General features: G+C 46.1%; 16 protein-coding genes. 11 read left to right on the top strand and 5 right to left on the bottom strand.

The window, feature by feature from the left end:
• Positions 1-30 precede the first annotated feature (30 nt).
• Positions 31-909, top strand: coding sequence for a UTP--glucose-1-phosphate uridylyltransferase GalU (gene galU, locus KNP94_RS13010; RefSeq protein ID WP_215115771.1), 879 nt, complete (start codon positions 31-33; stop codon positions 907-909).
• A gap of 48 nt (positions 910-957) precedes the next feature.
• On the opposite strand, the gene KNP94_RS13005 is transcribed toward galU, so the two are convergent.
• Positions 958-1,539 carry an LOG family protein gene (locus KNP94_RS13005; protein ID WP_088837898.1) on the bottom strand — a complete coding sequence of 194 codons (582 nt, stop codon included), beginning with the start codon at positions 1,537-1,539 and terminating at the stop codon, positions 958-960.
• A 129-nt stretch (positions 1,540-1,668) separates the two neighbouring features.
• On the opposite strand from KNP94_RS13005, the gene KNP94_RS13000 reads away from it, so the two are divergent.
• Both KNP94_RS13000 and KNP94_RS12995 read left to right on the top strand, forming a co-directional pair.
• The gene (locus KNP94_RS13000) at positions 1,669-1,842 is read left to right on the top strand and encodes a hypothetical protein (RefSeq protein ID WP_167331091.1); all 174 of its coding nucleotides are present in this window, start codon (positions 1,669-1,671) and stop codon (positions 1,840-1,842) included.
• A 301-nt stretch (positions 1,843-2,143) separates the two neighbouring features.
• Entirely contained in the window at positions 2,144-2,413 is a 270-nt protein-coding gene (locus tag KNP94_RS12995) for a hypothetical protein (RefSeq protein ID WP_215115770.1), read from the top strand.
• A 5-nt stretch (positions 2,414-2,418) separates the two neighbouring features.
• Here KNP94_RS12995 and KNP94_RS12990 read toward each other — a convergent pair whose 3' ends face one another.
• A complete protein-coding gene (locus KNP94_RS12990; protein WP_215115769.1) occupies positions 2,419-3,288 on the bottom strand; it encodes a helix-turn-helix domain-containing protein in 870 nt (289 codons plus the stop codon).
• A gap of 147 nt (positions 3,289-3,435) precedes the next feature.
• On the opposite strand from KNP94_RS12990, the gene KNP94_RS12985 reads away from it, so the two are divergent.
• The 4 genes from KNP94_RS12985 to KNP94_RS12970 all read left to right on the top strand — a co-directional run bounded on the left by KNP94_RS12985 (position 3,436) and on the right by KNP94_RS12970 (position 6,131).
• Complete coding sequence (locus KNP94_RS12985; RefSeq protein WP_157898498.1) at positions 3,436-3,582, top strand: hypothetical protein; 147 nt, start codon at positions 3,436-3,438, stop codon at positions 3,580-3,582.
• An 87-nt stretch (positions 3,583-3,669) separates the two neighbouring features.
• Positions 3,670-4,881 carry a hypothetical protein gene (locus KNP94_RS12980; protein WP_215115768.1) on the top strand — a complete coding sequence of 404 codons (1,212 nt, stop codon included), beginning with the start codon at positions 3,670-3,672 and terminating at the stop codon, positions 4,879-4,881.
• Positions 4,874-5,617, top strand: coding sequence for a hypothetical protein (locus KNP94_RS12975; protein WP_088837894.1), 744 nt, complete (start codon positions 4,874-4,876; stop codon positions 5,615-5,617). Before KNP94_RS12980 ends, KNP94_RS12975 begins: the two co-directional genes overlap by 8 nt.
• A 196-nt stretch (positions 5,618-5,813) precedes the next feature.
• Complete coding sequence (locus KNP94_RS12970; protein ID WP_088837893.1) at positions 5,814-6,131, top strand: hypothetical protein; 318 nt, start codon at positions 5,814-5,816, stop codon at positions 6,129-6,131.
• Between the two features lie 61 nt (positions 6,132-6,192).
• Here the strand turns inward: KNP94_RS12970 and KNP94_RS12965 are convergent, their stop codons facing one another.
• Positions 6,193-6,612 carry a helix-turn-helix domain-containing protein gene (locus KNP94_RS12965; RefSeq protein WP_215115767.1) on the bottom strand — a complete coding sequence of 140 codons (420 nt, stop codon included), beginning with the start codon at positions 6,610-6,612 and terminating at the stop codon, positions 6,193-6,195.
• 339 nt (positions 6,613-6,951) lie between these two features.
• On the opposite strand from KNP94_RS12965, the gene KNP94_RS12960 reads away from it, so the two are divergent.
• Both KNP94_RS12960 and KNP94_RS12955 read left to right on the top strand, forming a co-directional pair.
• Positions 6,952-7,449, top strand: coding sequence for a VanZ family protein (locus KNP94_RS12960; RefSeq protein ID WP_088837891.1), 498 nt, complete (start codon positions 6,952-6,954; stop codon positions 7,447-7,449).
• Positions 7,450-7,540: 91 nt separating this feature from the next.
• Complete coding sequence (locus tag KNP94_RS12955) at positions 7,541-8,533, top strand: ATP-grasp domain-containing protein (protein ID WP_215115766.1); 993 nt, start codon at positions 7,541-7,543, stop codon at positions 8,531-8,533.
• Positions 8,534-8,863: 330 nt separating this feature from the next.
• Here KNP94_RS12955 and KNP94_RS12950 read toward each other — a convergent pair whose 3' ends face one another.
• Both KNP94_RS12950 and KNP94_RS12945 read right to left on the bottom strand, forming a co-directional pair.
• On the bottom strand, positions 8,864-9,622 hold the full coding sequence (locus KNP94_RS12950; protein WP_088837889.1) for a homing endonuclease associated repeat-containing protein: 759 nt from the start codon (positions 9,620-9,622) through the stop codon (positions 8,864-8,866).
• A gap of 31 nt (positions 9,623-9,653) precedes the next feature.
• Positions 9,654-10,943 carry an O-antigen ligase family protein gene (locus tag KNP94_RS12945; RefSeq protein ID WP_251132657.1) on the bottom strand — a complete coding sequence of 430 codons (1,290 nt, stop codon included), beginning with the start codon at positions 10,941-10,943 and terminating at the stop codon, positions 9,654-9,656.
• Positions 10,944-11,277: 334 nt separating this feature from the next.
• On the opposite strand from KNP94_RS12945, the gene KNP94_RS12940 reads away from it, so the two are divergent.
• Together KNP94_RS12940 and KNP94_RS12935 are read left to right on the top strand one after the other, a co-directional pair.
• Entirely contained in the window at positions 11,278-11,919 is a 642-nt protein-coding gene (locus tag KNP94_RS12940) for a YveK family protein (RefSeq protein WP_251132218.1), read from the top strand.
• A 21-nt stretch (positions 11,920-11,940) separates the two neighbouring features.
• Positions 11,941-13,803, top strand: coding sequence for a polysaccharide biosynthesis protein (locus KNP94_RS12935; RefSeq protein ID WP_088837887.1), 1,863 nt, complete (start codon positions 11,941-11,943; stop codon positions 13,801-13,803).
• Positions 13,804-13,812 lie beyond the last annotated feature (9 nt).

Here is a 13,812-nt window from a genome sequence, read left to right as displayed (position 1 = left end):
TAGACGATTCAGCATAAGGGAGGGCGCGGGATGCAGAAGATTCGAAAAGCCATCATTCCGGCAGCGGGACTCGGAACACGTTTCCTGCCGGCGACGAAAGCGATGCCAAAAGAAATGCTTCCGATTTTGACGAAGCCGACGATTCAATACATCGTCGAGGAGGCCGTTGCTTCAGGAATCGAACAAATCATCATCGTCTCGGGACGAAACAAACGGGCAATCGAAGACCACTTCGATCATGCACCGGAACTCGAAAACATATTACGGCAAAAAGGGAAGCTCGAGCTATTGAAAGAAGTCGACGCCTCGACGACGATGGCAGAAATCCATTATATCCGGCAAAAGGAACCTAAAGGTCTTGGACATGCGATTTGGAGTGCCCGTCATTTCATTGGGAATGAACCATTCGCCGTCTTACTCGGTGATGATTTGATCGTCGCAGAACGTCCCGGTCTCAAACAGTTGATTGATCAGTATGAGACGACAGCGTCCTCCGTCATCGGCGTTCAACAAGTCGCACCGGAGCATACACATCGCTACGGGATCATTGATCAGATTGAACAAATCGGGAATCGGTACCACGTCCGGCAATTCGTTGAAAAACCGCCGCAAGGTACAGCGCCGTCAAACATGGCAATCATCGGGCGATACATTTTGACACCAGCGATCTTTACGTACTTGGAGACGCAACAGGCGGGTTCAGGGGGCGAGATTCAATTGACGGATGCGATTGAACGCTTGAATGGAATTGAGGACGTCTATGCGTATGACATCAAAGGAGAACGGTTTGATGTCGGCGAAAAGATGGGGTACGTCGAGACGACGCTTGCCTTCGCGTTGAAGGACGAAGAGATTCAAGAGGATGTCAAAGCATTACTGAAGAAGTATGTCGCGGAGTGGGAAGCTTAAAAAAAGAGGGGGGGAACCCCCTCTTTTAAACAGTGATATTAAGATTGTTTACGTTTGATCCGTATTCAAGTAGGACTTGACGTGAGGGGCTTCGTATTGACGAAAACGCTCGAGTAAGGCTTCAGGTGTTGACTCGACGAGCAGCATCGCTGCATGCTCGGGGATGATGAATCCTTGGGTTTCCATCTGCTTGAACAACGCGATGAGGGAATCGTAGTACCCGTCGATGTTCAAGATGCCGCACGGTTTTTCATGGAGACCGAGCTGGGCCCACGTGAAGACTTCGAAAAATTCTTCCATCGTTCCGGGACCACCCGGTAAGATGATGAACCCGTCCGCAAGTTCCGCCATCTTTGCTTTTCGGTCATGCATCGAGTCGACGAGGTGGAGTTCTGTCAGGTTCGGATGAGCGATTTCTTTTTCCTGTAAAAAGTGTGGTAACACACCGATGGCTTGTCCGTTCGCGGATAAAATGGCATCTGCGACGGCACCCATTGTTCCGACACGCGAACCACCATAGACGAGTCCGTAATCCTGTTTCGCAAGCACCGTGCCGAGCGTCGCGGCGGCTTCCTTGAAAAGCGGTGATGCTCCATCTTTTGAGCCACAAAACACAGCGAGTTTTTTCATGACAATCGTTCCTCCTTCAAGACTGGTCTTTTCTCAACATACCATATCGCCGCGGGAAATTGAAAAGCGACCTCGTCTTCTTAGCGGGAACTTTACATTGATGACGCCATTAGAATGGAGGGGACACCAGTGAGACCTAAAACAATTGTCTGGCTTGTACTGATCATTGCCGCAATTAATTTACTGCTCGGCATTTTTATACCGGAATCACCGACACGGACGACGATCAGTACGATTTTATTAGGCGTGATTCTGCTGTTAGGGGTAGGTTATTTCATTACCCTGCGTCGATCTTCTAAATGAACAAGCAATCTCCCTGGCTGGATGTTTCAGTCAGGGAGATTGCTTTTTTTGATAGATTAAGAACACAATAGGTATGAAGGAATATTCTAAAAAATCTATTTTTATACATATTTTCGACACAAGAGTGGATTAAATGTAAAAATTGCACAACTTTCGGGACGTATGACCCGCGACTAAAGTAATGAGAAGTGTAAATAATGTGCAAAATACGCATAATATTCGTATTCGAATATTTGGAGGGGGTCTAAGGTTATATGATGATATCAATAAGCCATATAAAAATATTAGGAGGTCATTAATCATGAACTTGAAAAATAAATTACTGATTTTAGCTGGTCTAGCGACTATTAGTTTTGCAACTGCAGAAGCAAATTCATCAGAAGTAATCAAACAAGTAACAAAGAATGACTTACCATATGAGTACTCAGTCAAACAAGTAGCGAAAAATGACTTACCGTATGAGTATTCAGTCAAACAGGTAGCGAAAAATGACTTACCGTATGAGTATTCAGTCAAACAGGTAGCGAAAAATGACTTACCATATGAATATATTGTTAGTCCCAAAGCATAAAAGCACTAAATGAACTCAGCTTTATTTTTTAAAATGATTTGCTGATATTCTTCCATCTTAAGAAGGTCGAAGAAAACATTTGCTCTAAAATAAGATTGTTTAATAATGGATTTTTCATAATTTAAGTTTTCTAAACAAAAACCTTGCTGATAATATAGTTGACCTAATAGGGACATATCCTTAAAACGTAAACTTTGTTCAATTGCTTCTTCTACAATCTTTAAAGCAGCTTTGGAATCTTTTAAGTGTAAAAGGGTTTTAGAAAAATTATAAAGAATTCTTATTCTATCTAATAGTAACTCTTCACTTTCGAAATCCAGTTCCAGTAGTTCTTCGTAAACTTTTCTACTGTGTATAAAGCTCTTATTTTCAGAATAGAGATTAGCAATAGCAGATTTAATACGAATGATCATGCTAGGTGAATAAAAAGTTGAAGAGTACTTTTCAGATAGTTGTCTTAACACTACTATACAAGTCCTATAATCTGTTTTATTTAATCGATGAGCAGATATACTATTGTAATACTGTAGCAATAATGACACTTCTTCATCTATATACATCTGATTTAATTTACTTTTTGTTTCTTCATATACAGTTGAAAACTCTCGATTTCTAAACTTTATTAACAAATCATCATCGAGATGATAAAAAGATTCCTTGTAGTTTGCATGATCGAAGAAAGAAGAAAAAGGCACTTGTAATCGTTTAGATAACGCAAACAACAAATCAACCGTCGGTGAATGTGTGCCGCTCTCAATCTTACTGATCTCCGCTTGGCTACAAATCCCGTTCGCTAGATCCTTCTGCGTCAAGTTATGCTTCTTGCGAAGACGGCGAAGGGCGAGGCCAATCTGGGGTGACGTGAATTGATCCATGGGTTCGGTCCTTTCTATCAAGTGGATTCGACTACGTGTCTATCTCCTTATTATAGAAGTGATGCCCGGACAAAACCAACTTTTTACTGTGATAATTCGTCAACGATTTTGATTATCCATTCTAAACGGAAGAAAGGGGTATTTCCTATGAATCTCATTTTTAAAGAATCGCGACGTACGATTTCATCTTGTGGCTGGTGTTTAAACGCTTCTACGGTTACGGTCGCACCCTTGGCTAGTCGGGAGATGGAACGCGTCAAACCGGTGACGAAACGTCGCACTAAAACATCTTAAAAAAACGTCCATTAACGGCGTGGCTTCATTCCGTTCGTTACGGTTTGAAGCCATTTTTTTACACACTCAGATGAAAGGAGAATGAACATGATTGGACTTACTGTACTCGCTGAGAGTGAAGGCTGGCTCCACCAGCTTGAACCGACAGCGGACTTCATCGCTTTTTGTCAGTCGCATCGTTTTTCGTTCGATCATTACGATTACAATGTGCACACGTTTCTTGATTTACTGGATTATATGGATTTTCAAGAATTTGAACACTATTTGTTCATTCTTCGGGGGAGCGGCGAACGGACGATGCGACTCGTCGCCTATCTTCAACAACGGATGCTGCATGTCCAGTTTCATTTGATTAATGACCGGGGGGACGTTTTGTTTGGGGATCCGTATTTTTTAGACGGCATCACGGTACCGTTCGAAGAACCGCTCGCTGACTCACAACCGATTGCCTTACAAGATGCCTTGATGTCTTTATTCACAGGTGTCTATCCGGACGCGACGTCCCGGCATCCGCAACCACTCCGGCATATTTACGCAGAAGAGACGAGTCTACTGAATTCCATCAATCCGGCACTATTCGATCAGATGACGATCAACAGCTTACTGTACATCGACCAACCGACACGGCACGATTTACCGGTCATTGAACTGATGAGCCGCGTTCCGGTCTTGGTCGCCTTCTCGGATACCCTATCGTTCGACATCAAGGCACACCTTGCCGTCGTCAGTCGAACGGCAATAGAAGCTGCCTTCGAAACGTGGCAGACGACGAGCCGCGTACCGAACCCGGGACACTATATGGGGATTCTCGATTATGCGACACTCACCGGGATGACCGTGTCTCATCGGCTATTTATTTTTAAAGACGGCGTCTGTGCAGATTACGGAAAACAAATCTGCTTGAGCGGGCTTGAAGAGATTGATATTTGTCAGTTGCGTCATCGTCAACGGGAGACATTCGCACCGATCGCGCCACACCTTCAACTCGCATTGTATCCTTTACTGTATCAGCTGGCCTCGGCCTTCTTGACCGAAAGTCAGTTTGTCACTCCATATACCCAGTTGGATTTACCTCGGACGGCCGGAAAGCTCGGTCCCTTAACGATGATTGGCATTCAAAATCGCGAAGGGGCATTCGTGTTCGAACTGACGACGAACCAGCTGTTTGAAACAGATGAAGTCTTTTTATGGATTTTAGAAGCCGATCAAAAAGACCGGTTCGATGTATTGCCGGAACGCCTCGGTTCTGATTATGAAACAGCCATTCAAGCCTATAAGGAGTTGATGTATCATGGGTGACGTACCACTCTTTGGACCATTTTCACGAAAAGGAAGTTATTCGAGAGTGACCGTGCTCGATGATTTCAACGCAGATAACCGTTTCATGCGTCTGCATCAGGAAACGATGCAACTGGCAGAAATCGATGAATTGACATTTTATCGCCGGTATTTAAATCGGAATGACCGTGTCCTCGTTTATGGAACGTTTGATCCGGGCTTGTTCAACACGTTATCTGAGGAAGGATATGATTTGTATCTCGTCGAACCGGAAGCCGGCCGATTGAATGGAATTTCTTCACGGTTTATGCATAAAGTATACGGTCTTAGTTATGATTTAATCGACGCTGTCGGGTATGAAGCATTTGAGAAGCTGATTTTGCCTGGGACGACGGTTGCCCGGTATTCACGCGGCGAATTACTGTTATTTTTCCGAAACATCCGCCAGCTTCTGACGACAGATGGTCAACTGTTAGTGAATGTTCATAATGCCAAGCATTTAAAGCAACAGACGCAACCGATCGCTTCAAAACGTGTAAAGGACTGTGCTCTATTCTATGGACAGAAGGTGGAGGGGGAGCGGTTGATACTAAATCTTTATCTGAAATCTGATCAGGATGAGAAAGTCAGTTATGCTGTCGAGCATCTCTATGAACCAACCACTCTCTTTGAATTCGCGAAACTATCGAAATATGCAGGACGTACTCTATATGCAGGGAAAACCGTACACATCTTAGAATTTGATAAATTAGGATGAATTTTAACAGGGGGCAGATTAATAATCTGCTCCCTTGTTTTTGTTTAAGGATTAAAGTACGGATTAGACTTTTTAATGAAGAATGATTAAAAAAATATTTTAAATATTAGTTTGAATGGGTCTAAAGTCAGGGTATTATTTAAACTAGTTCATCACTTAGGGGCAGCCATCATGAAATTCGGAGGATCAATACGTTATGGATAAAAAAATGGCACAATCACGGACTATACAAGCCAGCTGTTTTGAATTCATCTCTACCTTATTTCCGGAAGAAACGTTTCAATTCATGGAAGAGCAAACCTTTCCGGATGCATTCGGTCAAATCGGCACATATTTGACGTTTAAATCGAAGGAGCGGGAACTAAAATTTAGCTTCGTTGAACAAGCCCACCAAAAGTTCGAGCGGGTTTTTCTTGCGGAAAAGAGTAAGGAGTCTTCTTTTTTTAGTCGTTTGTTAGAAGCCACATATGAAGAGGAAACATTATACATTCATCATATCGTCAAACCGGATTGAACTAAAAAAACACGATGAGAAGTGCACGGGAATAGTTCCTGTCTACTTCTCATCGTGTTTTTTAGACTTCGATTGATTCGAGACCTTGCTGTAGGGCTTGATTGACAGAGGCAGCCATCTCTTCACGGACTTCATGTAATAGTAACCGACCGTTAAAGTAAACTTCATTCGAGAGTGTAAGGTGAACGAGTATATCTTCAAGGACAAGCTTAAAGTCGATTGGTTTCGATGGTTCGAGCGATTGGCTCATAAAATCACTAAGGGTCGGATGCTGGACGTGCTCTGGATCAACCAAATCAATGACAGTCGTGTTGAGGGCGATGGCGAGCCGTTCAAGTGATTGCGTGCTTGGCATCCGTTGTCCGCGTTCATAGGCAGAAATCGAGGTCGTCGATTCACCGCATCGCTCAGCGAGATACTTTTGTGTATACTTGTGCTGTTTTCGTAGTTGCATGATTTTTTTCCCGAGAGCTCGGTTCATGTTATAGGTTGTCAGACGCTCAAGACGTTAGTCAGGAGAGGGACATCCTTCACCTCCTTTTTTAGAATGTAATCGATTTATCGGTAGAGCAGCCAACGATAAAGCTTATGGTCTGTGAAGCTCAACTCCTACTTTTAACGGTACTGCTATAGTACTAAATAACCACTTCGACTATATCGCAAACCTATCAAATGTAAAAAAAAGTTTTTTAGTAATTCAAATTACATAATTATGTAACTAAAAGGGTCTCTAAACAGTAATTGTTCCATCGATTAACTGAGAAATTCAAGAAGAACTCATGGTATTCTAGAAGCGTATTGAATAAGGAGGACGAGTTATATGCGTAAAATTCCTTGGTCCGGTTACATCACCTTGGCTATTCTAATTATTTTATTTATTTCGAGTTCGATGCCGTATGAAGAGCAATCGTTAAAGCCCGGGCTGTCCCGTTATTTTAATTTGGACTTTGTGGAGGCGTTTCGCTTCATCTCATTTGATTATCACGGAGAAGTCAGTGTTGAAGCGCTTGGTGCATCCGGTTTTGTCGAATTCTTTATTCGAAAAGCAGCGCACTTATCGATTTTCATTGTACTCGGATTTGCCTTGGTCGACTTGACCGTTCGCTTGTTGCGTCCCTATGTACTAGCCGGTTTATTCGCCTATACGTTGGCAATCACGATTGCTGTCTTTGATGAATTCCATCAAATTGTAACAGGCGGACGAACCGGGTTGATTCAGGATGTCTTATTAGATGGTACAGGTGCGTTAATTGGTATTGTATTGTATCGATTCATTCGGAGAAAACGTCGAGCGGAGCAACTGATTAGACTGTCTTGAGACTTTTGTCTCAGTTCAACGTTTTTTTGGAAGGAATCTTGTCTAGCAAAAGCGAATCCTTCAGGAACAACTTATAAAAGGAGCGGACAACATGAAGAGACCTCATCTGTTGATTACGAGTGCCGGTCGTCGTGCGAAGCTGGTCGAATACTTCGTTCAGGAGTTTCAGGAGGGGGCGGTCAGCGTGGCAGACTGTAATCCACTTGCACCGGCACTCTATATGGCACCGAACTACCATATCGTCCCGAAGATTGATCAGCCGGATTACATCGATCATTTATTAGAATTGTGTCAACGCGAGCAGGTGACGGCATTGTTGTCGTTAATCGACCCTGAACTCGAGTTGCTCGCGACAGCGACGGAACGGTTTGCGGCAATCGGTGTCACGGTCATCGTTTCTCCGCCATCGTCATGTCTGCTTTGTTTTGATAAGTACGCGATGTTCGAGCACTGTACCTTGCAAGGTATCCCGCATGCGAAAACGTATCATGCCCTCACGTCGTTTCGTGAAGCGGTCGCACTCAAGGAAGTTGGTTTTCCAGTCTTCGTCAAGCCACGCAATGGGAGTGCGAGTATCGCCGTAAGACGCGTCGAGACATTAGAAGAAGTCGAACGATTATTTGAACAGAGCCCCGGCTTAATCGTGCAGGAATTTCTTGATGGGCATGAACTCGGCGTCGATGTCTACGTCGATCTACTGTCTCATGAAGTCACGTCCATCTTCATCAAAGAAAAATTGGCGATGCGAGCCGGAGAGACGGATAAAAGTCGCTCCGTCCTCCGGACCGATGTATTCGAACTCGTCGAGCACGTCCTCGCCGGTTCTGGACTGGTCGGTCCGCTCGATTTCGATATTTTCGATGTCGACGGAACGCTCTACTTATCGGAGATCAATCCCCGCTTCGGCGGCGGGTATCCCCATGCCTATGCATGTGGTGTCAACTTCCCCGCTCAAGTCTGGCGCAATTTATGCGGGCTCGTCAATCAACCGGATATCGGTCACTATCAGGAAAACCTTTACATGATGAAGCACGATACGCTGACGCTCGTATCGGCGGCACAGTTTGAACAAACGAAATACTAAAAAGACGGAGGATGGCTCCTACGTCGTTCCGAAATCTTAGTGATGGAAGCGCGAACTGATTGTATCTCGATATCGCATGTTCACGCGTCATAAGCGTGAGCATGCTGAAAGCGAATCTTTGAGCTGTGCCGTAAGGAAGAAAATTCATGCAGATATTTAAACGCGTGTTCCGTCCCGCATATAAAATAAAACGCCGATGTTTCCGTTTTTCCTACGGAGCCATCGGCGTTTTCGATGCGTCTTTTCTCGTTCCTGATGTCTTGATGCGTCTTTACGTTATACATACGAAAGCTTTGATTTCTTTTGAGCCAGCCCCGTTTTTAAATGGAATTATGAGAGCGAGACACGGGAACGCTTGAGGCACTGAACAGCGGACGTCCAGCTTCCGAAGAGGGCATTGATCGTCGAAGTGCTCGGGACAGATTTTCCTTCAGCCCACTTCCGGTAATGGATGATGCTGAAGGAAGGAAGTTCAGCTTGCGCTTGTTTTAAGGCGCTGAGAACATCTTCTTCGACCCATTTCCGGCGGGGAGGCGCGATATCAAGGCACGCGAGGGCATCGACCCACGAGCCGTATTTTCGGGCAATCGTCGCGACCGTCGGATGCCCATTTTCTTGCGCCCAAATCGAATAGGTTTGGGTCGTCAGACGCGGGAGGACGTCCGATGCTTCGAGGAGCGCATTGATGATGCGTTCTTCCGTCATGCAGACGGAGCGTGTCATCTCGATATGTGCTTCCTCAAGGGCCCGTGACCATGACCCGAAACGAAGGTTGATTAACGTTAAGGAAGGACCCTGTTTCGCTTTCGCCCATTCACGATAACTGTTGCTATGAAACGGATGAAGGCGGTTCGAGGCTTCTTTGATGAACGTCAAGATTTCTTCATCGGAAAAGTAGGGACGAATCGATGAAAGTCCTGCTGCATGCAACGCTTCGCGCCATGAACCGAAGACGTTGATGATCGTCGTGATCGAAGGTACTTCTTTAGTACTGGACCAGCGGGCATATGTTTTAGCGTCTAACGCAGGTGAAGCAAGACTTGCCTCGACCAAACTATCGATAACTTGTTGTTCTGTCCATTTCTTCATGATGTCATACCCCTTTCGTGTCGGTGTTCGTCTAGGTGTGGGTACTGTCTGTTGGTGTGTCGCGACGGAATGTCGCGTATGCGAGTAGATTGAGCCAGATGAAATAAAAGCCGCCCGGTCGAATCAGGATGCTTTCTGTAAACTGAAGCAACAACAACCAGAAGATGAGCAGTAGAAGTGTGAGCGACTCGACGTCGTCAAAACGATAATTCCGAATTAAACGAAACAAGATGAAACTAAAACATAAAACGTAGAGGAGTAACCCGATGATGCCGAACTCATAGAGGAAAACGATCGGCGTACTGTGAAACGTGTAAAGGGTCTCTTCTCCCAATTGCTCAAATAAGCCGGTCGTTGCGGCGCCAAAACTATGACCGACCCAAAAGCGATCTGCTGAAGCTGCGAGTCCCGCCTGCCAAAGATCAAGGCGACCATTCAAACTGACTAAATGGAGGAGGAGTCCCGGCTTTAGCGACAGGGCGCCAAACACAATTGCGATTCCGGTGATGTAACAGGCGCTGACCTGAAGACGTAGTCGCCGCGAAGGTAACAATAGAACGGTCGTCAATAAAGTGAGTAGAAAAAAAGAATAAATGCCCGTTTGCGAAGCACTTGCCAACAGCCCTCCGCATATCAATGCCAGCGAAACGCCAAAGAAGAAGAGACGGCGCCAGGCACTCGTCGTGATGGAACGGAGGACCGCAATCCAAGCAATCAATCCACCAGGAACAAGCCAAGCAGCAAATGCGTTCGGATTGTTCGTCAAGCTGGCTAAGCGTAGAAAGCTACCTTGCTCCCCGACATAGAGTTGTGGAAGCGTGATCGGACCAATCCGTAACCACTGCAAGTTGTCGATTGGGATGTAGGATTGTCCAAACGAGACGAGCAGGGCGTAACTCGCTAAAAATAGTGCCTGATAAAAGAGGATGAGAAATAAGAACCGGTGCCAGTGAGTGAAAAGCGGAGAAGAGAGTGATAGGACGATGATCAGAAACATCCATGTCGTCAAAAGAAAGAAGAGTGAAAAAGGTGCATCCGTCGCGGGACGAGAGAAAAACAAGACAGTGTGTAATGTCAAATAACTCAAAAAGACGAGGATGAGTCGATGCGAACGAGACCGAAACGGAAAGTATAACGGACGGGACACGATATAAAAAATGAGAAAGAGTAACGGGTATAAAAAGACGGTCACGACGTTCCAATGCTCCGGTAAGACTTCATCCGTAAAGCGTAACGGACGCGTCCACAAATCAATCGTCACAAATAGCAATAGGATGAATAAGGCAATTGACTCGGGTATATTGACGGATTTTAACATCATTTCTAAAGTCTATCCACCCTTCATATAGGACTTATTACCGATTATGTGACTTTTTAATCATCAAATTGGTATTTACCCGTAAATAAACGATATTTATGCGGATAAGATGAATGTTTTTGAAGGAACGACGATTATTTTTCTGTGAATCGTCTTTTTTTCGTGAAACGATATTTTTCGATGATGTAATGATACGCATGCACAACGACTACTGAAAAAAAACTAATCATTTCCACCAAGCTCTAATTGTTTTGGTAGTCGTTTGGAAATAAGGTGAAGTCATAACCAATGACCCTCCGACGTTCAAGGTAAGAAAGGGGTGAACCATGTGAATACCATGCATCAAAAAAGAACATTTGCAGACCACTTGATGACATTGAAAAAGGGCTGGTGGATCCTCATCGTCTGTGCCATCTTGTTTGCGGGTGCCGGTTACCTGATCAGCACGTACGTCATTAAACCTACGTATGAAGCAACAGCTTACATCCTCGTCGTACCGCAAAAGAGTAGTGACACGACTTCCTCGACGTCACTCGTCAGTACCTATCAAGATATTCTTCGGAGTCCGGAAGTCGTCGATCAAGTCGCCCAAAAGATGGGTGTGACCGATAAGCGTCTATTCGATTTAACCGATCGCTTGACGGTGTCGAGTAACCTTGATTCTCAAGTCATCGCCTTATCCATTACAGATGGATCAGCTGAACAAGCTGCCATCCAAGCGAACACGATGACAGAAGTGTTCCAAGATTACCTGCCTCAGTTGATTGATACGAGCAGTACGGAAGTTTTCTCGACGGCACGGATTCCGACGAAACCGATGTCTCCGAACATCTTGATGAACACGGCAATCGGCGGTGTACTCGGGTTGATGTTCGGCTTACTAATCGTCTATTCCCGTGTACTAGGAAAGAAGTCAGCAACTGAATCAACGAAAGATGATGCATCCTATCCACAAGCCGTCAGCCGTCCACACTCATGATTCGGGGAAGGAGGAGCAGTCATGCAAGCACCACCATTGCATCAGTATCGTCGCCATATGAAAATCGGACTTTTACGCGGGGTCGACGCACTGATCATCGCCGCCGCAACCGTCGTCACCTTCTACTTCTTCAATCCCCTTCACCTGACCGTCCAGTTCGATTTACGGAATGCGATTGAAATCGCATTGATTCAATGGGTCGCCCTAACACTCGTCGCCCACTGGATGCGCTTTTATCAAATCGTTTGGCGTTATGCGAGTCTGAGGGATTTAGGTGTCCTCCTGTTTGTCGTCGTCGCCAGCAGCTTTGTCTTACTCGGGCTCGAGTATGCCTTGTTCGACTTCGCCGTCGAGCGCGCCGTCTTCCTGCAAACGGGACTTGTCCTGAACGGTATCTTATTTGTCCGCTTAGCGATTCGCGGACGGACGCTTCAACTGAAACGGGACCGGACGCTCGGTAAACGTACGTTAATCATCGGTGCCGGAGCTTCCGGACAGATGATTACGAAAGAGTTAAAGCAGAAAAAAGCGCACATCTTGAACGTCGTTGGTTTACTCGACGACCTCGCAGAACTCAAAGGAATGCGCATCCACGGCGTCCCCGTCATCGGAACGATCGAGCAACTCGAATTCATCATCGAAGAACAGAAAATCGAAGCGGTCGTGCTCGCGATTCCTTCCTTATCCTACACGGAGCGGGTCGCTTTACTCAATCGCATCAAACAGACGAAGGTCGAAGCCCACACGTTACCGATGCTCGTCGAACTGGCGTCAGGAAAAGTATCAATCAATCAAATCCGCGAAGTCTCCATCGCTGATTTGCTCGGTCGTGAACCGGTCGAACTCGACATCACGGAAATCGAACGAAGCGTCAGCGGGGCGACCGTCCTCGTGACGGGAGCCGGTGGATCGATTGGCTCAGAGATTTGTCGCCAGTTGATTAAATTTAAGCCTGACCGGCTCATCCTCCTCGGACATGGCGAGAACAGCATCTACTTGATTCGCCGGGAGCTCGAATGTATGACCGATGGTACGGTCCTTCATTCCGTCATCGCGGACGTTCAGGATTTAGAACGACTGAATGAAGTCATGGGACGGTTCGAACCGGATCTCGTCTATCATGCAGCAGCCCATAAGCACGTCCCGTTGATGGAAGATAATCCACGCGAAGCCGTTAAAAATAATATTTACGGGACACGCAACGTCGCGCTCGCGGCGGAAGCAGCACACGTCAAACGATTCGTCATGATCTCGACCGATAAGGCCGTCAATCCGACGAGCGTGATGGGGGCGACAAAACGGATTGCCGAGATGGTCATCCAGCAAATCGCCCGCAACAGTGAAACGACGTTCGCCGTCGTCCGTTTCGGAAACGTACTCGGCAGCCGTGGTTCCGTCATCCCGCTCTTCAAGGAACAAATCGCAAAAGGCGGACCGATCACCGTGACGGACCCGGCGATGACGCGGTACTTCATGACGATTCCGGAAGCGAGTCGGCTCGTCATCCAGGCAAGCGTCCTCGCAAGCGGAGGAGAGGTGTTCGTCCTCGACATGGGAAAACCGGTCAACATCACGACGCTTGCGAAAAATTTGATTCACTTGAGCGGTTTTACGGAAGAACAGATTCCGATTGTCTACAGCGGCATTCGAAAAGGCGAGAAGCTTTATGAGGAGTTACTCGCAGAAGAAGAAGTCCATGAGGAACGGGTTTTCGAGAAAATTCTAGTTGGGAAGACCCGGCCCTTCGGCTCCGTCGAACCGTATCTTCGGGAAATCAATCGTTGCCTCGACGATGAAGAGGCGCTTCGGACGTACCTGCTCGGTGCGACGAATGACAGCCGCCCGGTCGCGATGCCAGAAGTCGTCCGGATCGCGCGAGAATGAGAGGTGAGA

It is taken from the genome of Exiguobacterium sp. s80, from assembly GCF_018618725.1.
Lineage (GTDB): Bacteria > Bacillota > Bacilli > Exiguobacteriales > Exiguobacteriaceae > Exiguobacterium_A > Exiguobacterium_A oxidotolerans.
Note: the sequence above shows the minus strand (reverse complement) of the source record. Positions and strands in the feature narration are given on the sequence as shown.